Genomic DNA, 22695 nt, shown 5'->3' on the forward strand with positions numbered 1-22695 from the left:
ATGCATGATAATACACCTTTAGCGATGGTTTCGGCCATTGCTTCTTTTTTACAAGAAAACTTAAAAGACATGAGATTTCCATCAAAAAATGGTATTGAAAAAACGGTTACTGTTCATAAAGGTTATTTACCTCCAATAAAGAACCTTAAACGTGGTGAAGAACAGGAATCTGATGACTATCCGTTTGTCATTGTTAGGTACCTAGGAGAAGAAGACGATACTGATAAAGAAAAGTGTATCTTAAACTTTCGTATTCTACTTGGTGCGTTCAATGATGATGCACAAAATGGCTGGAAAGACGTTGTGGGTTTATCGACTCGAATAAAATTCTTACTGAAACGTCAGAAATTTATAGGTAGCGGTGAACTAACAGGAAAAATAGAAACTGCAATTTATGAGGAACAAATGAAACCAACATGGCATGGAGTAATGGATGTAAATTTTAAAATGCATTCAGCACAACAAGAAATAGGAGGGATGATAGAGGATGACTTCTTCGCGAAAAACTACCAAAAATAACAAAGAAAAAAACGTTCTTATCTACGTAGGTCCCACTGTAAAAGGACTATCGAGATATAGTTCTTTTATTGGAGGTTATCCAGAAATTCATAACGCCCACAAAGAAAATTGTCCTGCATTTACAACATTATTCATTGAACCTGAAAGACTAATTGACTTTGAGAAAAAATTAAAGAATCCTAATTCGGTAGAATCAGCTTTTTATAAGAATGTAGAAAAATATTTTAGCGAGGTGAAATAAATTGTTTTATCACGGTTCACGAACGAAAGAATCACGACCATCAGTAACGGTATCAACAGAAGCAACAGCTGCTTTACCTGTATATTTTGGCACAGCTCCTGTGAATTTAGCAGATGAAAAAAACGTTAACAAAGTTGTGCTTGCATACACATATGATGATGCAGTTAAAGCATTCGGTTACTCTGATGATTGGGAGAAATATACGTTATGTGAAGTTATTGATGCAGCATTTGATAAGTTTAAAGTTGCACCAATATTATTAGTGAATGTACTAGATCCAGAAAAGCATAAAACTAGCAAATCAGAGGACTTAACTGTTAAGGATGGACAAGCAAAAATTGATACAGAAGGTGTTATTTTATCTTCTTTAAATATCACAGCAAATGCTACTCAACTTGAACAAGGAAAAGATTATGTTGCCTCTTTCGATGACGAAGGAAAAGTAATTATTGCTTTAATTACAAATACTGAAGCAACAACATTATCAGCAACTTTCAACGTGTTAGATACTTCGTTAGTTGCGGAAGTGGATATTATTGGCGGTATCGATGTTAATACTGGTGACGTTACTGGATTAGAGTTAATCAACTTTGTATTTCCACAACATAGAATGGTACCCGGCATAATTTTAGCCCCAGGATTCTCTGAAAATCCGACTGTCGCTGCGGTAATGCGGGCGAAAGCGACATCTGTAAATACTTACTTTAAAGCATTTGCAATTACTGATGCCGATACAACAGAAGCACCAAAATATACAGATGTTTCAAACTGGAAATTAGAAAATAGCTATACATCATCATTCGAAGCTATTGCTTGGCCAATGGCGGCTTATAATAATAAGGTTTATCACATTTCTACTTTGGTTGCTTTGAGCATTTCAAAAATCGCTGCCGAAAATGGCGGATATCCTTACGAATCCCCGTCAAACAAAACATTACCTATTAACAAAGCGGTAGTAAAAGCAGGCGCTGGAAAATACCAAGAAGTAATTATCCCTCCCGATGTTGCAAACGAGCTTAACAATCAAGGGATTTTAACGATTTTAAACTTTGTTGGCGGCTGGGTAGCATGGGGGAATATGACTGCAGCTTATCCAGAAGAAGATCATCTTGATGTTCCAAACAGATTTATCCCAACTCGAATTATGCATAACTGGATTTGCAATACGATTGTATTAACAACTTGGTCTGATGTGGATGGACCAATACGTCCACGGATGATTGATAACATCTTAGATAAAATGAACAACTGGATTAATAGTTTAGTAACAAATGAAGTGATATTAGGCGGTCGTATTGTTTTCTTGGCAGAAGATAATCCGATTGAACAGTTACAAAACGGAAAAGTTGTGTTTAGATATTACGTTGCAGAATCAGCTCCAGCGCAAGAAATTGAAAATATCATTGAATTTGATGCGACGTATTACAACGCATTATTTGAATCTTAATGAGGTGAGAAAATGAATAAAAATAGAATACCTGAAAAATTAAATGATTTTAGAGTATATATCGACGATAACAATTCATCACCCGGTATTTCTGATATCGAATTGCCCACTTTGAATGCTATATCCGATACAGTATCAGGAGCCGGTATCCTAGGAGAATACGATTCTCCTCTATTAGGGCAATTTGAATCAGCAAAGATTAAATTGAATTGGAAATCTATCGGTGAAGAAAGGGCATTGTTATATCAGGTTGGTAGTCATAAAATTGATTGCCGTCTAGCAAACCAATCTTATGATATTGCTTCCTCTACACATAAAATTAGTGCAGATCGTGTTGTTGTAATTGGACCGGTTATTAGCAACGAATTTGGAAAAGCATCAAAAGGTTCTGCTTATGAGGGCTCAACAGAAATTGAATGTATGTATTATCGATTGGAAAGCAACGGTAAGGTTCTAATCGAATTAGATAAAGTGAACCACATTTTTAAAGTAAATGGTGTAGATCAATTGAGCGAATTAAGAAAAGCGTTAGGAATGTAAGGAGTGGGAAAGAATGACGGGAGTAAAAGAAAAAAACGATTTAACAACAAATTCTGAAGAAAAAAATAAATGTATCATTCCAGTCCTTATCAAGCACCCCATTGAAATCGACGGGGTGCTTATTAATTCTATTACATTAGATTTTTCTAATTTTACTGGAGAAGATATTTTAAAAATTGACGAACAATTGCGCTTAGAAGGCAGTTTCTTTGATCATTTGTATAACCAAAAAGTTTTATTAAAACTTGCATCTTTTGGAGCAAATATGAAAATTGAAGATTTAAAAAGGTTGCATGGAGCTGATTTTTTAGAAGTTACTCTTCAAACTCGAAATTTTTTCATCCAATGGTAGGTTCAGGCGGTGCAAAAGAAATTCGCAAATGGCTCTTAAATTTATCTGCTTATTCAAACACTTCTCTCGAATATTGGCAAAAACAATCTTTAATTTCATTGAAGGCTTGGACTGAAGCGTTGAGTGCAGAGGATGAGAACGATGTCAAAAATACATGAACTAACAGTTGAAATCAGTGGTAATATAGGTAGTTCGTTTACTAGTGCTTTCAAGAAAGCAACAGCAGGACTAGCAGACTTTCAACAACAAGCTCGGCAAGTACAAAGAGAAATTGATCGATTAGGTGCTGATTTTAGGCAAGGTAGAATTCATGAATCTCAATTTCGAGAAGAGACTGAAAAGCTAACAAGAGAATTAAATAAACTAGAAAATGCACAAAAAAGAGTTAATGCCATTAAATCATTTGGTACTGAGACATGGAATAGAACAAAAGCGGTTGCAGGTATAGCTCTAGCTACTGGTGGGGCAGTAGCTACTGCTGCATTCGCAAAATCTATCAGCACTGCAGCTGATTTTGAAGCGCAAATGGCCAAAGTCGGAGCAAAAGCTGAAGCTACGAATGCAGAAATGCAGGCATTAAGTAAAACTGCACTTAAGTTAGGAGCATCATCTAGCTTATCAGCATCAGAAGTTGCTATCGGAATGGATGAACTAGCAGCAAAAGGGATGAATGCTAGACAAATAATTGATGCAATGCCCGGCTTAATAGCTGCAGCAGAATCATCTGGTGAAAGTTTAGATTCTGTATCAGATGTTGTAACATCTGCAATCAATTCTTTTGGAATGGAAGCAAAAGAAGCTAGTAGAGTTGCTGATATCATCGCAATGTCTGCGATCCAATCAGCAGCAGATGTATCGGATTTAGGCCATGCCTTTAAATATGCTGCTCCAGCTGCAAACACACTAGGCATATCATTAGAAGAATTAAGTGCTGCAACAGGTTTATTAACGGATAAAGGCTTAGCTGGAGAACAAGCAGGAACATCTTTACGAATGGCTTTGATTAGGTTATCCAAACCCCCTACAGCTGCTGAAAAAGCATTAAAAAAACTCAACATAACAGCAGTCGATTCAGATAAAAAATTTAAAAGTTTGGCGGATATTACAGAAGAGTGGAATGAGGCAACAAAAGATTTATCTGATACGCAGAAAATGGCATATGCTGCTGATATCTTTGGTGCCGAAGCTTCAACTGCAATGTTAAGTTTGTTCAGTAATGGAGCAGATAAAATTCGAGAAATGACAAGAGAACTCGAAAACAGTGAAGGTGCAGCAGCAAGAGTAGCAAGACAAATGAAGCAAAACTTTGCAGGAGCAAAAGAGCAATTTTTCGGAGCCATTGAATCTGCTCAAATTGCATTTGGAACACCAATATTAGATGTATTAGAAGATACATTCAATGGTTTATCGTATGTAATCGAAAACAATCTCCCTGCAATTGAAAATGCAGGCAAAGCAGTTGCTAATGTTCTTGATAACATCACAAAACCATTCCAAGTTGTCGAAAAGCCAATAAAACCTGAAATCACACCGGAGATGAATCATCGAGAAGTTGAAGAAGCCATGCTTAAATACCAAGAAGATCTTAAAAATTGGGAATTGTATGGTCGTATGGACTTTAGCGAAAAAGTTGAATATGCATTGGATGAAACTGTCGAAACAATTGACAAATGGATGCAAGGCGATGGTGGAAAAGCTTTAGATAGTATTTTTAAAGAATTAGGTACGCTTGCTGGAAAAGCATGGGTAAAATCTTTCACAACTGCAGTAAAAGGTTCTGTTGAAAGTATAGGAGAAGGAAATATTGTTGGGGGCTTAGCAATGGCGGCTGCTGCTAACATGATGACCGGTGGTTTATTAATGAAAGGAGGTCTTAGTGGAGGCAAGTGGCTGTTCGGGAAAGGAAAAGACATTTTTTCAAAAGCTAAATCTAGCGAGAAAACCAATAAGGCTGTTGCTACTATTCCAACAACCGTAAAAGAAACTGAGAAAAAACCAAAAGGCTTTACTGAATTATTGAAGGGTAATAAGAATCTTACCAAACAAAAAGAAATTACGAAGGCTGTATCAATGGCAGGAAAAGTAGGTAAGGGAGCAGGAAAGATTTTAGCACCTCTCGCTGTTTTAGGTTATGGTGCTGATATATTAACTTCTGATAATAAACCGGAAGCAGTTGGTTCTGCTGTTGGAGGACTAAGCGGAGCAGCAGCAGGAGTGGCTGCTGGTGCTGCAATAGGTTCTGTAATACCTGGAGTTGGAACAGTCATCGGTGGAACAGTTGGAGGTATTATTGGCGGTCTTGGAGGTGACTGGCTAGGAGGAAAAATTGGAAACTTATTCGGTGGACAAAAAGCATCTGCATCACAAACGCCAATATCTGATAAAGCAGTTGCATCCATTGACACTAGTAAATTAAATGCTGAGATTGCAAAGGCAACTAACAATGCTTCACTTCTTACTCAATATCTTGGCCAGGCAAGCGGTATGATTTACGGTTCGTTCTACCCTCTGCAAGAGAAAACGAATCTTGCTTCCAATAATATGTCGATATTAACAATGTACGCAGGTCAAGCAAGTGGAATGGTTTACGGCTCGTTTTATCCACTTCAGGAGAAAACAAAACTCGCCTCACATAACATGGAATTATTAGCCTCATATATTGGTCACGCAAGCGGATGGATCTATTCGCTTATGAATATTCAAACAGCTGGTCAGCGTGTTGCACAAGCGCTGAATAATCTAGAATCACGAATTAATAGTATAGACCTCTCCGGTGTTGAAAGGCGGGTGAGCTACAATAGCTAATTCAACATATACTACTATCCAAGGTGACACTTGGGATTTAATATCTTATAAGCTATGGGGTAGCGAATATTTATTCCCGCTTCTAATCGAAGCCAATCCTAAACATAACGGCACCGTCATTTTTAGTGGCGGTGTCCTTTTAAATGTTCCAGAAATTGATGAGATGACTACATCAACAACTTCACGTCCTCCATGGCTAGGAGAGGAAGATGAACTATGAATCAATCAACTGATATTGGAAGAAGAACATCGCTTTTCATCGAATACAATCACCAAGACATTACTGCAGAACTTAAAAACTTTATTACTGGATGGACTTATACAGACAATTTATCTGGCGAAATAGATAATTTAGAAATAACATTACAGGATCGTGATGCACTTTGGTTAAATGATTGGTTTCCTCGAAAAGGATCAATTATCAAGCCAACGTTATACAAGACAAGATGGAATCGTGAAGAATTAAAAACCAAAATAGGGGAGTTTGAAATTGATGAAATAACAGGTAACGGACCGCCGTCAAGGATTGTTATCAAAGCTCTTTCAATTACAGAAGCAAATAGTTTACGTGGACAACAAAAGTCTAGGGCGTGGGAAAAAGCAACACTAAAAACCGTGGCCAGCGACATTGCAAAAGCAAATGGAATGAAGCTTTATTATCAATCAAGTGAAGTGATTAAAAAAGATCGTTGGGAACAAGAGGGCGAAACAGATTTATCTTATTTATACTCAATTTGTAAAGATGCCGGACTTTGTTTAAAACTAGCAAACAAAACAATAGTGATTTTAGATGAAGCAGATTATGAAGCAAAGCCGCCAGTAGCAACAATTATTAGACATAGTAAGTCGACGGATCCTATTAAAGTTATAAATTACGCCTTCAAAACATCTCTGTTTGATACTTATGCTGCTTGTAAAGTTAAATATCGTAATTCTAGAAAAAATAGAACATATTCTGCAACATTCACACCTCCAAACGTCCCGAACAACATAGGAAGAATTCTATATATAAACGAAGAAGTATCGAGCAATGAGGAAGCTTATAGATTGGCCAAGAAAAGACTGAGAGAAAAGAACAAAAACGCAACAACTATCACTTTAACAGTTACTAGTTTGATTCACATTGACGCTGGAATGACATTTAATTTAATCGGCTTCGGCCGAATTAACGGAAAGTATATTGCTACAAAAGTTATACATCGAGAATCAAACATAACCCTACATTTAAGAAGATGCCTGGAGGGATATTGATGAATTTAGCTAAAGTAGGTGAAGTAGTTGCTATCTATCCAGAACGACATAGCGCTAGAGTAAGATTTAGTCAATTAGATGATAAAGTGTCTGCAGAGTTACCTATACTTGCTCATGTAGAGATTCCTAAAATTAATGATCCAGTACTTTGTTTGTACACAAGTAAATCAGAAGGATTTATTTTAGGAACATTTTATAATGAACTACGACCTCCTTTAATATCGGAATAAAGGAGGGAAATAAATGCCCGTTATTGGTAGTTACGCTGGTATTGTCTTTGAAATTAATGATCTAAAAAATGTAACCTATAGCGACTTTAAAAGAGAAACAACTCCTAGGTGGGACACGCATGATATACTACAAAATAAACCTTTACCTGAGTTTAGAGGTCCAGGTGTAGATGAAATTACTTTACAAATTAAGTTTAGAGCCGACTTTGGAGTAGACCCCGAAAAAGAAATGGCCAAATTAAGGGAGTTTGCAAGAAAAGGGCATACATCATTATTCATTAGGGGAAATCAACCTATTTCCGTCAATCATTGGGTAATAACTAAAGCCACGGAAGTTCATAAAGTGATAGATAATAAAGGTAATGTAATAAGTATGGATGTTGAATTAACATTAATGGAATACCCAAAAAGTGATATTCAATCAAGTAAAAAAACGATAAAACCACCACAAGTAAAGATAGCTAGCTCAAATAGTTCATTGAAACCAATAGGAAAAATGATAATAACCGTAAAATCAGTTCATATTCGCTCTGGACCAGGAGTGAATTATAAGGTACTGGGTTATGCTTTTAAAGGCGATACATTAACTGTTTATGGAGAGAAAAACGGTTGGTATTCTTTGGGCGGTGGCAAATATATTACGGCTAACAACAAATATTCCAAATTTGTAAAGGGGTGATTTAAGTGGCAATTACAGCTGAAGTCGGAATACTAAATTCAATAAATTTTAATGCGACGGGTCCGGATGAAGTAATCCAGAACGTCGCTTTTATTTTGTCCACTTATCAAATGACATGTCCCCTTGATAGAGAATTCGGTTGGATTCCTGATTTAGACGGCCCCATTCAACGAGCTCAAGCAATCAATAAAGCGAGAATAGTAGAAGCGATACACACGTTTGAACCACGTGCTGTAGTAGAATCTATCCGTTATGAACAAGACTCGGAAGATTCACAAAGAGGTTTGTTAAAACCCGTTGCGAAGGTGGTGATTGAAGAAGATGAGTAGGTTTGGATTACCGGAAATAATTTTTTTCGAAAAAGCCCCTGAGAAAATACTTCAGGAAATGCTTTTTCATGTGACTGAAGCTACTGGTCAAGAATATGGAAGAGCAGATCCACGAAGAAAAATTATTGAGGGTTTAGCTGCTTTTGTGGCTATTGAACGAAATAGAGCAGATTATGCATTAAAACAGTCTTTATTATCTTACGCAACTGATGATGCATTAGATCATAAAGGTGCCGAAATGGATACTCCTCGACTAGGTGCAAGTGCTGCAACAACGAAAATTCAATTTGTTCTTGATGAAGGCCGTCCATCAGCATTAACTATTCCTGCAGGTACTCGTTTTTCAATTGGAAATATCTATTTTGCAACGGAAGAAACACAGGTTGTAGACGTAGGAATCAATACTTATGTTGTTGATGCAGTTTGTACTGAAACGGGTACAATCGGCAACGGTTATTTACCAGGTGAGATTACAAACTTGGTTGACCCGTTACCTTATGTAATAGCGGTAATGAATATTACTGAAACCGCAGGCGGAGCAGATATTGAAGATGATTATTCATATGCTGAACGTATACGCTTGGCTCCTGAGCGGTTTAGTGTTGCAGGACCAGAAGGAGCATATAAATATTGGGCATTAACAGCTAGTCAAGACATCATAGACGTTGAAATCACATCCCCAAGTCCTGGAAGAACTCATATTACAATTCTTTTAAGAAATGGACAACTACCAACTACAGAGCATATTGAAAAAGTAATTGAAATTTGCTCTGCAGATGATAAACGACCTTTGACTGATTATTTGACTGCTAGTGAACCAGAAATAATTGAATACTCGCCTGTAGTTAAATACTGGCTAAGCAGAAGTAATGAAACTGTAGCAAATTCATTAATACTTGAAATTGAGAAGGCATTTAACAATTACTTAGTGTGGCAGAAATCAAAATTAGGACGAGACATAAATCCAGCAGTATTAATTGCTAATTTAAGAGATAAGGGAGCCTACAAAATCACTGTTGAAGGGCTTAATTATACAGTATTAGAAAAAACGCAGATTGCAAAAGACGTAAATCCTACTATTACTTTTATGGGGTTAATAGATGAGTAACTTAATTCATTTGTTTCCTCAATCACTTCAACAGGATGATTTTGTAGTGGCGTTAATTGAAGCTTTTGAAATTCAAGTAAGAGAATTATATGACGAGTTTCTTTTCTTTGCTGAAAAACTTGCAAAATACGAATTTGAAGGTTTACCAGAAGAATTAATTGATTATTTGGCATATGAAAAACATGTGGATTTTTACGAGGATTTAACATTTGAAGAAAAATGTAATGTAGTCAGAAATGCAATAGAAATGCATCGTAAAAACGGTACCAAATATGCACTGAATCGTATATTTGACATGTTGAATTTACGAGGAGTTATAAATGAATGGTTCGAGTATAACGGAGATCCATATTATTTTAGAGTTGAGATATTGGAAGTCTCTCAACGCGGTCTGAACCAAGAAACCATTGAATTGTTAGAAAGACTTGTTAAAACTTATAAAAATAATCGTTCATGGATTGAAGTGATAAAGATATATTTAACAACTCATGTTAAAGAGAATTTCGCTCTAACAATGAGCAGTGGCGAGGAACTTACCGTTTATCCATGGATGATATCTGAAATTGAAACAGCAGCAAAATTTAAATCGGCATCCGGAATGCAGACTATTGAATCACTTGAGGTTTATCCGAAAGGAGAGATATGATGGCTGAAAACTTTTATTCAATTTTAACATCTGCGGGTCTAGCAAAACTCGCAAATGCTCAAGTTACTGGGAAAAAAGTAGACTTGACTGAAATTGCAGTTGGTGATGGCGGCGGCACTTATTACAATCCAACCCAAAATGATATACAACTAAGAAATGAAGTATGGCGTGGTAATATTGGTTCGGTTGAAATTGACTCTGAAAATCCAAATTGGATTGTTATTGAAAGTTATATCCCGGCAACACAAGGTGGATTTACAGTTCGCGAAGTGGGGATATTTGATGATGCTGGCGACTTGATTGCGATTGGTAAATATCCAGAAACATATAAGCCGTCCCTTGATGATGGAGCTACCAAAGATTTGTTGCTACGAATGATTATCGAAGTAACAAATGCAAGTGCTGTCACTATGAAAGTGGATCCCTCGGTTATAATCGCTAGCCGAAAATATGTTGATGAAAAAGTCGGTGTCGTTAGTGATAATTTGACGCAGTTAGATAACAAAGTTATGTCGCACTTGGCAGATAGTGTAAAACATGTATCCCAAAACGAAAAAGATGATTGGAATAATAAATTAGATAAAACAGGTGGAACATTAACAGGAAATCTAGCAATCCATAAAGGAATACCCGCATTAATTTTCGGCGTACCAGGTAGAGAGAATGATACAAGATTATTTTGGAACGCTAGTACAACTAATGATTTTGGGTTAGTTTTTAGAGTAGATGGAGCAGATGCATTAACTCTAAAATCGAATAAAACAATAGTTGACGGTAATCAAAGACCTGTTTATACAGGTACAAGTGTTACAGTATCACAAACACCACCACAAGGAACATTAGCGAATGATGCTATTCATATGGTGTATTAGTAAGGTGGTGAGTTGATTGTCTATTTATCGTGGAATTAATGGAGTAAATAGAGAATTAATTGAAATATATAGAGGAGTAGATGGGGTTAATCGTGAAATCGTGGAGGTTCATAGGGGTGTAGGTGGAGTAAATAGAAAAGTATTTGATAAAGATAAATCCGGAGAAATTATATTTTTAAATGGGCAATTTTATAAGTCGTTAGTTCAAAACCCATCTTATTCTTCTAGTTATAATACTTATCAACCATATTATTCTGCTGATTCTGTTATTATGAACTTGCCCGCCGGAGTAAATAAATCACAATCAGTAATTACATTAGCAGAAGGTATAAGATGGAATAATTATAAGTCCATTGAGATTCAGTATAGAGGAGTAAATGGCGGAGGAAGCAACCATTTCAGGTTTTATATAACAAGTGTATCTACTAATTTTGAAAATAGAGGTTGGTATTGGTATCCATTAAATCCTACAGGTGAAGACGATATATCAGCAGTCTTTATAACTATAAATAGTGACGCGCCGCTAAATCATTCTGATTTAGTAAATTGGTATTTCTCTATTGGTAATGTCGTGGATAATACTGCAACAACTAAACCTAGTATATTTGAAGTTAAAAGGATTATCTTCCATAAAAAATAGGAGGTTATTAAAAATGAGTAATAAAATTAAATTAATAGATGGGACAGAATTAGATATTGTTAAGGTAGATGGCGAACGAACTTTTTATCAAAATGCAAATAGAGATACATTAAAATTTGTATTTGACAAGAACAAATATGATTTAAATAGTATCGATTCTATCTTTAGTGATATTAATAAAATACAGACTATTACTATCTTATTACAACAAGAAACAATCAATCCTGGGACAGGAGAAATCGATATTATTACAAGCGAGTATATTTATAATGACTACGTGCTGAAAATGTCTATTAGTTCTGAAACAATTGTCGTTGAAGAAGGTGATAGCACAAAGCCGCCAGTTACAGTAGAAAGAATTGTTGCTAAAGTAGCACAACAGACATATATTGAGAAAATGTTGTCGCAATTGCTAGGAGCGTAATTGTCTCAAAGTGTGACATAAATTATAAGTTATAAAAATATCAAAATTTTATTAAAGGAAAATCCTTCCTGACGCCGAATTTTGTTGGCGAAAGGAGGGATGAGTATGTCTGAACGAATTTCAGTTAAACCAACACCTATACAAAGAAACATTTATGATGTTGCAATTGAATTAGTAAATTTACACGTTAGCAGAGAACCAGTTGATGCCTCAGAATTAGGTGAACTTTACACTAAATATTATGCTATTGCATACACCTTATCTAAGAAAGGCGCAGCGGAATTAGATAATTTTTTACCTGAGGAAATTAAAAGTAAATTTATTAAAACATCTAGTTGGTAATATGTATGTTTCAAGCACTCTCACCCGAGGGTGCTTTTTCTATTGCATCTAGTACGAGAAATACACCGTGCCGAGCGGTGTTATTTTTGTTTTGCGAGGTGTAGTTATGGGTGAGGAATTAGTAAGAGATGTTTATGAACGTCTTGGAAGAATAGAAGCGAAAGTCGATGATGTGAAAGGGATTCGAATGACGGCAGAAAATGCCGAGGATCTCGCAACAAAGGCTTATGAAAGTTCAAAGAGCGCTCACCATCGAATTGATAAAATAGACAAAATTATTTACTGGGCATCCACGACAATTATTGGTGCAATAATTTTAGCTTTATTAGGATTAGTGCTAAAAACGAATTAGGAGGAATGATAAAAATGTCAGCAGACAAATTAAAACAATATATAGCTTTATTCGGAGGGTTGCTATCTGCAATCCTTTTATTTTTGCAAGCATTAGGAATTGAATTGTCTTGGTTTAACGATGCTACGATTGACGCTTTTGTGAATGTGTTAATGGCAGCAGTGCCTTTTATTTTAGTACTTTATGGTGTATGGAAAAACACTTATGTAGTAACGAAAAAAGCACGAGTACAAGAAGCTGAATTAAAGAAGAAAGGGTTGAAATAAAATGATTACAATCAGTCCCGGACATTGGGCGGTTGGCACTGGTGCACGAGATTTAATCGACGAAGTTACAGAAGCTCGAAAGGTTGTAAAAAGAGTAATAGAAATATTAAGAAGCAGTGGAATCACAGTGAATCATGTTGAGGATAACACTAGCAAAAATCAACAGCAAAATCTGAATTATTTAGTGACACAGCATAATAAAACAAACCGAAAACTTGATGTATCAGTGCACTTTAACTCAGCGACCAGAACAGATAAGGGGCTTGGGGTTGAAGTGCTTTATTATGACCAAAAAGAACTTGCAGCAAAAGTGAGTAAAGCAATATCGGATGTGAGTGGTTTAATTAATCGCGGGGCGAAAGAGCGTAAAGAATTAGCTTTTTTACGCAATACAAACAAACCTGCCATTCTCATAGAGGTATGCTTTGTGAATAGCACTGTGGACGTATCGATCTACCGTAGGGATTTCGAAAAAATATGTCGTTCGATTGCGGAAAAATTGGCGGAGTACGTTGGACACCACTTAAAATCATCTTCCACAGTTGTGGATGGCAAGAAGGAGGAATTATATATGCTAACTGAAACAGCACGCAATGAAGCAAGAGAGCTCATTCGTAAAGCTTGTAAACAAGGAATCTTTAATGCTGCATATCACACGGAAGAACGTATTAAAAGCTACACAGATTCACAGTTAATTAGCTATGCAATTATTTACTTGAATAGAACTGCTTGATGAATATAATAAAAGTAAATGAATTATTTATTGAATATCATAAAACCGCCTTCCAAAATTTTAGGAAGGCGGTAATTTTTTTGTTGCTAAAATAAGAACATTCGTTCTATAATAAACAAAACAAATGTTCTTATGAGGTGGAATAGATGAAAAAATCTATCTTGAATGCCCTAGAACGAAATCAACTTGTAGACATTATTTATATTTCTAAGAAAAATGAAATTACAAAGCGAAAAGTTAAAATTTTGAAAGTGCTTGATCATGATTTTATTGCTTATTGCTTTACAAGACATTCACCTAGAACTTTTATTATCAACAATGTTCTTGCAATAATGCCAGTAACAAGAAACGAGCGTGAAGTTGTATGAACAGCGAAACAAATAATTTAATTCACAAGCAAATCATACTTGATTTAACAATCAGGACACTTGAGCGTGATAGTAAATATATAAAAAAATTAAAACTTCATTATGCAATAGAAGAATGGATTAGCGCTAAAATAAAGGAATTACAAAATGATTTGAAAACTGTAAAATCGCAACTATATAAATTTGGAGTAAAAATACAATCAGAAAATCGTTTGGATGAATCATTCACCGAGTATATTGTTCTGGAACGAGGATTAAAGTTCGAGTTAAAGTACTCAAACATTGCTCTGCGGAATTGGGTAAATGAAGAAGCTAAAAGACTACTTGGCTTGCCATATCGAAAATCCGAATACAGTAAATAAAGTCACTCAATTGAGTGACTTAATCCTCATTCAAATCTTCTAATATTTTATCCAATCCACGTATAATTCCATTTCTGTATCCCATACGGTAAAATACCGCTAACGAACCCACAAACACCACAGCAGTAAAAAATCAGACATTTATCCATCCTTTCATATTTCAAGAATATTATCATCACCATCATTATTTTCTCTTTTGATTTAATGCACTTGAGCGAGGAAAGACTGAAGAAAATCAGTGCGTTACTGAATAAAATGTGGAAAGGTGAAAGTGATTGAAGAAAAGAGATATCTTTGATGTTATTATTGATATGTTGGATAGATATTTTAACCGATGGAACGATGAAATGATTGAAAAGGCCACAAAGATAAATAAAATAGGCATTAAAAAGAAGGTAAAGAAAATTGAAAAACCAAATAAAAACGAGTTATTTATGTAAGAAGTCAGGTAGACAAACACCTGACTTCTGTTTAGTATTATTTTCATTAAATATAATTTAGAATGTAGTCATCTGCTCTTTTTGTATATATAACAGTACCCCAAAATGTACCCCAATTAGTTGGGGTAAAGTGGGTTTTATTGTGTTCTAAATGGTAATAACCATAAATTTTATAAGTTTCATTTGATTCGAATTTCTCTTGATATTATTATTCTAATAAACAATTAATTTTTATAGATATTTTATAAAATGCTGTAAAATAAGCATTAGAATTTACTAGAGGTGATACAAATGTTTGTCAGCGAAAAAGAAGTAGAAATCCGCTATGCCGACACCGATCAAATGGGGGTTGTCTACCACGCAAACTACCTTATTTGGATGGAAATGGGCAGAACCCAACTCATTCGTGATTTAGGGTTTAACTATGCAAAATTAGAAGAAATGGGTTATGTTTCGCCAGTCATCGATTTATCCATCCAGTATAAAAAATCAATGAGATATGGACAAATTGCTAAAGTACGTACATGGGTAGAACAACATGACAAATTGCGGACTACATATGGTTATGAAATTTTACACGAAGATGGTTCTGTTGCCGCAAGTGGCACGACTGTAAATATCTTAGTAAAAAAAGACGATTTCAAACCTGTTCCACTTCGAAAAGTTGATCCTGAATGGGATTCAAAATATAACGAAATTGCTCGAACAAAAAAAGAAAAAACTTCTTAATAAAATGAATGACTAGTTTTATGGCTAGTCATTTTCCTTTTTAACGATAATTCTATATTGGATGAATCATTTTTGATATAATGACGATTGTGAGTAAAAAGGAGGGATGTTCATGGTGCAAACTGTAGAATTAACAAAATGTTTTATCGTCTTAACAAACACAGCCCGAGAAGCGATTAAGGAACATTTTACCGATGAACATGCCTTTTTTAGTTTACAATCATCATTTTTTGTTTTTTTAGAAAAACAATCGATAGAAGAAACATCCCTATCCCTTACGATTTATTTTGACAATCGTCGAAATGAAAAATTATCGAAAAAAATGAACGAACGCGTCGTGATTTTAGACTGTGTATTTGATATAAAAAATGGCCTTATAGCGAAAAGTTTCCGAACAAAGGGTAAACATACACCCGTTGATACAAACAGACGAAAGGGCATGCGAATCCATTTCGTCCCTTCTAGAATCAATGGCCATTCTTACTCAGAGCACTTTATAAAAACCATCGCTCAATTACCTGTAGCACAAGAAAAATACGACTATGTAAATAAACGGATTTCAAGCTGGGAAGGTTATTTAAAAGTTTTATATAAAAATGCCAACATCGATGACATCGAGGCAAATATCCAATCCATTTCTTACAGTTCAGACTTTTCAACGGTTTCATTAAAGGTACGTGGTATTCACGATAAAGAGTGGAAATCGTTAAAAGGGATGAACGCTTATGTTCATGGCATAAAAAATGAAATTGGGGAAATTGTCAAAACAAATATTCAACATCAAACCATCGAAATTGAATTAGCTCCTCAAATAAGTAAATTAGCAAAAGAAAATGTTTTTGATTTTCATACGGATTCCATCACCTTTAGCAATGCCTCGACAAAATCTCAGTTAAATCGTCTTTTAAAAGGCTTCGATCGACTAAAAGAAGGACTTGCCGCAAATCCTAATCTAGAAAACTTTTTATTTGAAGATGTTCCAAACGTAGCACAACGCAATAACCATCTTGATATTGAATTCCATAACAATTTAAACAAATATCAAAGAGAAGCGGTAAGGGGTGCGCTAGAAGCTGAAGATTTATTTGTCATTCAAGGCCCGCCTGGCACAGGTAAAACAACCGTTATTTCTGAAATTTGTTATCAAAACGTCAAAATGGGGCTAAGAACGCTTATTGCCTCCCAATCAAATTTAGCTGTTGATAATGCCCTTGGAAGACTACTAGCAAATAAAGATATTCGAATTTTACGATACGGTCGTACAGAAAGCATTGAAGAAGAAGGCAAAAAATTTATTGAGGAAAATGTTGCAGAATATTGGAAAACACAAACCTTTGATGCCATTTCGAAGGAAATTAACCAACATGAGCATAAAGAAGAATTATTACAAAAAGAAATAGAGGATTACAAAACGCAAATTGAACAGCTAACAGAAAAAGTAGCTCAACTTGAACGTGATATTTTGCGAAAAAAGGAAGCCGAGAAAGAATTAAAAGGTATATTTGAGTCGATTGCTGAGCTAAAGAAACAAATTATCTCTAATAATAAAGAAAAAGAAAAAACCGAAAAATCAATCGAAACATTGCAAAACTCTTTAAACGAACGGACAGAAAAGCTCAGAGAAATCGAAGAAACGATAGCAAGCAAAGGTCTTAATCAAATTCAGCAAGAAATTAAAGACGCACAAAAACACATTCGAGAAAGTGAAAACTTAATCAACTATGTTCATGTGGAACAAAAATTGAATGAAGCACAAGCTGAATGGCAACGAGTAGTAGATGAAATCACAATATTGAAAAGAAAACAAGAGGAATTCAGCGATACGTTTAACCAATTGCAATCTTATAAAAAATTAGAAGAAGTAGAAGGATTTATTGAAACTCATGGAATCAAAAGAGGGTTTGTCATTAATCAGTTGCTGCTTGATATGGACAAAATTTATCAACAAATATTGAAATTAAAACCCGCGAAGCAAATTTCTGAACGGATTGAAAAAGCCATTGAATACAATGAAAAAACATTAAAAATTCAAATAGAGCCCGTTCAGCTGCCGCCAAATCATCAATATTCTTTACATGAAGTGAATGAGTTTCTAGATAAATTAGCGCTTGCTTTTAAACAACAAAAAATCAATCGCCAAAATGGAATTCCTTCTATACGCGGCCTATATATCAGAAGGCTTTATGTCAATGAGCTATTATTGCAATTCAAAGGATTAGCAGAAGAATCGAAAACCGTTTTTGAAAAATTAAAAATGGAAGTTGCGGAACAATATTCACTACAATTAGGGCTTAGCGAACAACATATTCAATCGTTAAGCCAAAAAGAGATGCAACTGCAACAATTGATTCAACAATATCATCAAGAACTAAAGAATTTCCAAATAGAAAACACAGATTTCATACCATCTATTGACGAGTTACAAGTTATCATCGACGCATTAAATGAAAAGATTTCTTCACTAACTGAACAACAAGCCAATTATCAAACATATGAACATGAAAAAGCTCAAATCAATCAAGAGATTGCCACAATTGAAAAAGAACTTTCCAATGGTGGAGAATTATTATCGACCATACATAAAGAATTAAAAGAATTACATCGACAAGGCATTGTTTTAGAGAAAAAAGCTGAACAGTTGCAACAACTCATAAAACAAAATCCTGAGTTCGAACTGGAACAAACGAAAGAAAAAATTAAGGATTTCCAATTAAAAATTGAAAAATTACATCAACAAATTGAACTGTTGCCAATCACAAAGGAAATTCAAAAAGAATGGTTTTCATTACTAAATAATTCTACTGAACACGATTTAGATGAAATCCGAAAACTATATGTGAAACATGCAAATGTGATTGGTACAACTTGTGTTGCTTCCGCAAATAAAGATTTTATGGACAATTATCCTATTTTTGATGTCGTCATTATTGATGAAGTATCAAAAGCAACACCGCCTGAATTATTACTTCCAATGTTAAAAGGGAAAAAAATTATTCTTGTCGGTGACCACCATCAGTTGCCACCATTAATCGGTGACGATACATTTGAAGAAACATTGGAAGTAGTTATGAAAGAAAGCGACACTTTTGAAGAAAAAAGGGAACTCGAGAAGCTTTTGGAAGAATCATTATTTGAACGCCTATATAAAAATTTACCTAGCACAAATAAGAAAATGCTAGGAATTCAATACAGAATGCATGAAAAGATTATGCAAACCATCACTCCATTTTATAGGACCGGCAACGAGTCCTTACATTGTGGTTTAGATAATTCTGATGAAGCAAGAGATCATAAATTAAATGGAAATTATGTAAAACGCCATGAACATTTATTATGGTTCGATCTACCAAACGAGCCACATTACTTTGAAGAAAGAATGAAGGAAGGCGCTAGTTTATTTAACTCTTCCGAACTAGAAACAATACGGAAACTATTAATCGATTTAAACGAAGCAACTGCAAAATCAAAAGAACAAGGCTTACTTGAAAATGATGCTTTAAAATCCGTTGGTGTGATTAGTTTCTATCGAGAGCAAGTAAATCGAGTTAATTTGTTAATAGAAGAGTTGAATTTGTCCCATTTACATATTCGGACAGGCTCTGTCGATAAATTCCAGGGTATGGAAATGGACGTTATACTACTAAGTATGGTTCGAAACAATCCACATGGAGAAATCGGTTTTGCAAAAGATTACCGCCGGTTAAACGTTGCATTATCGAGAGCAAGAGAATTACTGATGATTATTGGCAGCTCAGAAATGTTCATGAATCGACCAAAAGCAAAGAACACTAAAGAAATGTATCAATATCTATATGAAGTAGTGGAAAAACAACAAGGTATTCGAAAAATAACGAAGGAGACGTTCTTAACATAAACATGGAACTCCATCAAATACAGCAACAATTAATAAAAAAGCTTGAAAAAGAAAAATCTGCTTTAATCATTCATACGGATATTTGGTGTATTCCGATGCATACGTATGAAATCACTTATCAGCCAGTTCGAAAGAGGACGATGGATATATTAATGAAAATCTTACTTTTCTCTTGCCAAAAATCAACTTTCGAAAGGGCTGAACAGCTCAGTGAAATTTTACTGGTAGAGCCACTATTTATAGAAGATTTATTACGGAAAATGCAAAAAAATGGGTTGTTGATACGGGAAAATAACTATTATCAACTTACCGAAAAAGGAATGAAACAATTTTCTCTAGGAGTATTTGAAGAGGAATTAGAACCCGTAGCAATAGAGCTACTATATAGCCCTGTACATCATCAAATCGTAGAAGGCGATATTGAGGAAGTATTAGACTTTGATGATTTTCCGGAACAAATCTATCGTTATATACGTAATGAAGAGGGGCCAGTAAGTGCACCTTTTATGATGAAAGCAATACAAAACATGCAAGCGACGGAACTGGAAGAAGATCATCAAGAAATCAAATCCATACTATCAATGGAAAATACTCAAGTAAATGATGTCCCTTGTATCGAATTCATTATTTGGAACGCTGAAAACAAGGAATTATTTATCCGCGTATGGAATACATTATTTAATAGTTGGGATCAACAATTAGAACAAGAATTGAATGAGAAAGAGAGCTCGGAATGGCTAACAAAAATGCAGAGTAAAATAAAATAACCTAATATTGCAAATCCCTATTAAATGTGTTAGGATTATCTTAATTTTATAAGGATTCAAAACTTTCTTATCAAGAGAAGCGGAGGGACTTGGCCCAATGAAGCTTCAGCAACCTCTAACGATTGTTAGAAAGGTGCTAATTCCAGCAAGGCTATGCCTTGGGAGATAAGAGAGTGCGTACATGAAATGTTTGTACCCTCTCATTTCCTATGCTGGAATGAGAGGGTTTTTTATTAATTAAATGTAGAATTGGGGGACATGAGAAATGCCAATTAATATTCCGAAGAATTTACCAGCTGGAGAAATTTTAAGAAATGAAAAGATTTTCGTCATGGAAGAAGACCGTGCGTTATCACAGGAAATCCGACCATTAAATATTTTGGTTTTTAACTTGATGCCTGAAAAAGAAAAAGCAGAATTACAATTATTGCGTTTACTCGGTAACACTCCTTTACAAACAAATGTAACATTTTTAAATACAGCTTCATATGAGCCAAAAAATGTGTCAAAAAGCCATTTAGAGATGTTTTATAAAACTTTTGATGAAATCAAGCATCGCCGTTTTGATGGAATGGTCATTACCGGGGCACCAGTAGAACGGTTGGAATTTGAAGAAGTTAATTATTGGAAAGAATTAACTGAAATTTTAGACTGGGCACAAGACAATGTGACATCGATAATTTATATATGTTGGGCGGCACAAGCAGCACTATATTATCACTTCGGAATAGGGAAATTTGAGTTGCCGAAAAAATGTTCTGGTATCTATTCACACACTATAACAGACTTAACAAACGATTTAGTTCGTGGTTTCAATGATGAATTTGTGGCACCTCATTCTCGATACACGTCAGTTTCCTTAGAGGAAGTGCAACAACATCCTGATTTACAATTGTTGAGCTATTCTGAAGAAGTAGGACCTTTTATCATTCAATCAAAAGATAATAAACACATTATGATTACAGGACACTTGGAATATGATGCAACAACCCTTGCCGAAGAATATGAGCGTGATGTAAAGAAAGGATTACCAATAGACATTCCAGCAAACTATTTTCCTAACAATGACCCAACAAAAAAACCAAAAAATAGTTGGAGAGCACATGCCCACCTATTATTCTATAACTGGTTGAACTACTATGTTTACCAAGAAACACCTTACGACTGGCATTTTGTCGATGGTTACGAACCAATTGATTATCATATTTAATGAAAACTGTAAAAATTCTTCTTCCACGGAAGAATTTTTACAGTTTTTTTATTAATAAAACAATTCATACATATGAATGACAATAGCGAGTGCAAAATGAAGTTCTTGAACAAATAAAGAATTCATAATTGGAAATACTCAATAATATGTAAAGGGGGTAATGAAATGTCCGAACAGCTACATTATGGTGATGATTATAAATTTATTCCCGTCACTTCTATATTAAGTGGGGTAGGGCTAAACATTACAGAGGATTTATATCATTTTACAATCCAAGTAGTCAATGTTTGCTTTATTGGTGATCCAGATAAAGACAATCAATGGGTTTTAGTTGATGCGGGAATGCCGAAATCAGCTAATGCAATCATTGAAGAAGCTGAGCAGCGTTTCGGTCAAAATGCCCGCCCAAAAGCGATTCTTTTAACCCATGGACATTTTGATCATGTTGGCGCAATTGTTGATTTAGTAAAACATTGGAATGTCCCAGTATATGCCCATGAAGAAGAAATCCCATTTTTAATAGGAGAACAAAGCTATCCAAATCCAGATCCTACGGTAGATCGTGGACTCGTTGCGAGAATGTCACCATACTTTCCCAAACAGCCAATACAGTTAGATTCTTTTGTTCATGCACTGCCGAAAAATGGAACAATCCCGATGTTACCTGAATGGAAGTGGATTCCAACACCGGGACATTCACCAGGTCATATCTCTCTTTTTCGTGAACGGGACCGTGCGCTAATTGCTGGTGATGCGTTCGTTACGGTGAAACAAGAGTCTTTGTTTAAAGTTTTTGTACAAGAAAAGGAAATCTCTGGCCCGCCTAAATATTTTACAACGAATTGGAAATTAGCAAGAGAAAGCGTTACAAAACTCGCTTATCTTCGTCCAAGAGTGGCACTATGTGGACACGGTGTTCCAATGTCGGGTGAAGAATTGGAAAATGGATTAGCCCAATTAGTTCATCACTTCGATGAATTGGCAATTCCGAAAGATGGAAGATACGTTGATGGTTTTGAACATTAACTCACAAAAGCATATAAAAATCGAGTAGGAGGGAGCGATTAACTCCCGTCCTCTCACACCACCGTACGTACGGTTCCGTATACGGCGGTTCAATTAAGATGATTGACGCAAGTCTTTATAACTTCCGTGAATAGCTGTTCTCT

General features: G+C 35.2%; 28 protein-coding genes and 1 riboswitch. All 28 genes read left to right on the plus strand.

Annotated elements, in window-relative coordinates:
- The 28 genes from HF990_RS05360 to HF990_RS05495 all read left to right on the plus strand — a co-directional run bounded on the left by HF990_RS05360 (nucleotide 1) and on the right by HF990_RS05495 (nucleotide 22552).
- Complete coding sequence (locus HF990_RS05360; protein WP_168412162.1) at nucleotides 1-519, plus strand: hypothetical protein; 519 nt, start codon at nucleotides 1-3, stop codon at nucleotides 517-519.
- Nucleotides 488-760 (plus strand): hypothetical protein, encoded by a 273-nt coding sequence (locus tag HF990_RS05365; protein WP_168412163.1) that lies wholly within the window; start codon nucleotides 488-490, stop codon nucleotides 758-760. The genes HF990_RS05360 and HF990_RS05365 overlap by 32 nt, the downstream gene beginning before the upstream one ends.
- Before the next feature lies 1 nt (nucleotide 761).
- Nucleotides 762-2207, plus strand: a complete 1446-nt coding sequence (locus tag HF990_RS05370) for a phage tail sheath family protein (protein WP_168412164.1) — start codon at nucleotides 762-764, stop codon at nucleotides 2205-2207.
- A 12-nt stretch (nucleotides 2208-2219) separates the two neighbouring features.
- The gene (locus HF990_RS05375) at nucleotides 2220-2747 is read left to right on the plus strand and encodes a phage major tail tube protein (protein WP_168412165.1); all 528 of its coding nucleotides are present in this window, start codon (nucleotides 2220-2222) and stop codon (nucleotides 2745-2747) included.
- A 13-nt stretch (nucleotides 2748-2760) separates the two neighbouring features.
- Entirely contained in the window at nucleotides 2761-3099 is a 339-nt protein-coding gene (locus HF990_RS05380) for a hypothetical protein (protein ID WP_168412166.1), read from the plus strand.
- Between the two features lie 141 nt (nucleotides 3100-3240).
- On the plus strand, nucleotides 3241-5904 hold the full coding sequence (locus tag HF990_RS05385; RefSeq protein WP_168412167.1) for a phage tail tape measure protein: 2664 nt from the start codon (nucleotides 3241-3243) through the stop codon (nucleotides 5902-5904).
- Between the two features lie 16 nt (nucleotides 5905-5920).
- Nucleotides 5921-6124, plus strand: coding sequence for a tail protein X (locus HF990_RS05390; protein WP_311733629.1), 204 nt, complete (start codon nucleotides 5921-5923; stop codon nucleotides 6122-6124).
- Entirely contained in the window at nucleotides 6121-7155 is a 1035-nt protein-coding gene (locus HF990_RS05395; RefSeq protein ID WP_168412168.1) for a phage late control D family protein, read from the plus strand. Before HF990_RS05390 ends, HF990_RS05395 begins: the two co-directional genes overlap by 4 nt.
- Nucleotides 7155-7385, plus strand: a complete 231-nt coding sequence (locus tag HF990_RS05400; RefSeq protein WP_168412169.1) for a hypothetical protein — start codon at nucleotides 7155-7157, stop codon at nucleotides 7383-7385. Before HF990_RS05395 ends, HF990_RS05400 begins: the two co-directional genes overlap by 1 nt.
- A 13-nt stretch (nucleotides 7386-7398) precedes the next feature.
- On the plus strand, nucleotides 7399-8064 hold the full coding sequence (locus tag HF990_RS05405; protein ID WP_168412170.1) for a phage tail protein: 666 nt from the start codon (nucleotides 7399-7401) through the stop codon (nucleotides 8062-8064).
- A 5-nt stretch (nucleotides 8065-8069) separates the two neighbouring features.
- Nucleotides 8070-8393: a GPW/gp25 family protein gene (locus tag HF990_RS05410; protein WP_168412171.1), complete on the plus strand. Its 324-nt coding sequence runs from the start codon at nucleotides 8070-8072 to the stop codon at nucleotides 8391-8393.
- Entirely contained in the window at nucleotides 8386-9501 is a 1116-nt protein-coding gene (locus HF990_RS05415; RefSeq protein WP_168412172.1) for a baseplate assembly protein, read from the plus strand. The genes HF990_RS05410 and HF990_RS05415 overlap by 8 nt, the downstream gene beginning before the upstream one ends.
- Entirely contained in the window at nucleotides 9494-10147 is a 654-nt protein-coding gene (locus HF990_RS05420; protein ID WP_168412173.1) for a phage tail protein I, read from the plus strand. The genes HF990_RS05415 and HF990_RS05420 overlap by 8 nt, the downstream gene beginning before the upstream one ends.
- On the plus strand, nucleotides 10147-11019 hold the full coding sequence (locus HF990_RS05425) for a phage tail protein (RefSeq protein WP_168412174.1): 873 nt from the start codon (nucleotides 10147-10149) through the stop codon (nucleotides 11017-11019). Before HF990_RS05420 ends, HF990_RS05425 begins: the two co-directional genes overlap by 1 nt.
- Before the next feature lie 16 nt (nucleotides 11020-11035).
- Nucleotides 11036-11659 carry a hypothetical protein gene (locus tag HF990_RS05430; RefSeq protein ID WP_168412175.1) on the plus strand — a complete coding sequence of 208 codons (624 nt, stop codon included), beginning with the start codon at nucleotides 11036-11038 and terminating at the stop codon, nucleotides 11657-11659.
- A 13-nt stretch (nucleotides 11660-11672) separates the two neighbouring features.
- Nucleotides 11673-12083, plus strand: coding sequence for a ribonuclease H family protein (locus HF990_RS05435; RefSeq protein ID WP_168412176.1), 411 nt, complete (start codon nucleotides 11673-11675; stop codon nucleotides 12081-12083).
- Nucleotides 12084-12188: 105 nt separating this feature from the next.
- Nucleotides 12189-12425 carry a hypothetical protein gene (locus tag HF990_RS05440; RefSeq protein ID WP_168412177.1) on the plus strand — a complete coding sequence of 79 codons (237 nt, stop codon included), beginning with the start codon at nucleotides 12189-12191 and terminating at the stop codon, nucleotides 12423-12425.
- Between the two features lie 106 nt (nucleotides 12426-12531).
- The gene (locus tag HF990_RS05445; protein ID WP_168412178.1) at nucleotides 12532-12777 is read left to right on the plus strand and encodes a hemolysin XhlA family protein; all 246 of its coding nucleotides are present in this window, start codon (nucleotides 12532-12534) and stop codon (nucleotides 12775-12777) included.
- A gap of 14 nt (nucleotides 12778-12791) precedes the next feature.
- On the plus strand, nucleotides 12792-13043 hold the full coding sequence (locus tag HF990_RS05450; RefSeq protein ID WP_168412179.1) for a phage holin: 252 nt from the start codon (nucleotides 12792-12794) through the stop codon (nucleotides 13041-13043).
- Nucleotide 13044: 1 nt separating this feature from the next.
- Complete coding sequence (locus tag HF990_RS05455) at nucleotides 13045-13776, plus strand: N-acetylmuramoyl-L-alanine amidase (protein ID WP_168412180.1); 732 nt, start codon at nucleotides 13045-13047, stop codon at nucleotides 13774-13776.
- 146 nt (nucleotides 13777-13922) lie between these two features.
- Complete coding sequence (locus HF990_RS05460; protein WP_168412181.1) at nucleotides 13923-14144, plus strand: WYL domain-containing protein; 222 nt, start codon at nucleotides 13923-13925, stop codon at nucleotides 14142-14144.
- A complete protein-coding gene (locus HF990_RS05465; RefSeq protein ID WP_168412182.1) occupies nucleotides 14141-14506 on the plus strand; it encodes a hypothetical protein in 366 nt (121 codons plus the stop codon). The genes HF990_RS05460 and HF990_RS05465 overlap by 4 nt, the downstream gene beginning before the upstream one ends.
- Before the next feature lie 275 nt (nucleotides 14507-14781).
- Nucleotides 14782-14946 (plus strand): hypothetical protein, encoded by a 165-nt coding sequence (locus HF990_RS05470; protein ID WP_168412183.1) that lies wholly within the window; start codon nucleotides 14782-14784, stop codon nucleotides 14944-14946.
- A gap of 291 nt (nucleotides 14947-15237) precedes the next feature.
- Entirely contained in the window at nucleotides 15238-15675 is a 438-nt protein-coding gene (locus HF990_RS05475) for an acyl-CoA thioesterase (RefSeq protein ID WP_016838081.1), read from the plus strand.
- A gap of 112 nt (nucleotides 15676-15787) precedes the next feature.
- A complete protein-coding gene (locus HF990_RS05480; protein ID WP_168412184.1) occupies nucleotides 15788-19549 on the plus strand; it encodes a DEAD/DEAH box helicase in 3762 nt (1253 codons plus the stop codon).
- Nucleotides 19550-19551: 2 nt separating this feature from the next.
- Nucleotides 19552-20316, plus strand: a complete 765-nt coding sequence (locus tag HF990_RS05485) for a hypothetical protein (protein WP_096551102.1) — start codon at nucleotides 19552-19554, stop codon at nucleotides 20314-20316.
- Between the two features lie 64 nt (nucleotides 20317-20380).
- Nucleotides 20381-20488: riboswitch (SAM riboswitch) on the plus strand.
- A gap of 93 nt (nucleotides 20489-20581) precedes the next feature.
- Nucleotides 20582-21526, plus strand: coding sequence for a homoserine O-acetyltransferase MetA (gene metA, locus HF990_RS05490; RefSeq protein ID WP_016838084.1), 945 nt, complete (start codon nucleotides 20582-20584; stop codon nucleotides 21524-21526).
- 165 nt (nucleotides 21527-21691) lie between these two features.
- Complete coding sequence (locus HF990_RS05495; protein ID WP_016838085.1) at nucleotides 21692-22552, plus strand: MBL fold metallo-hydrolase; 861 nt, start codon at nucleotides 21692-21694, stop codon at nucleotides 22550-22552.
- Nucleotides 22553-22695 lie beyond the last annotated feature (143 nt).

Origin of the sequence: Ureibacillus thermosphaericus (genome assembly GCF_012396605.1) — a bacterium.
Lineage (GTDB): Bacteria > Bacillota > Bacilli > Bacillales_A > Planococcaceae > Ureibacillus > Ureibacillus thermosphaericus.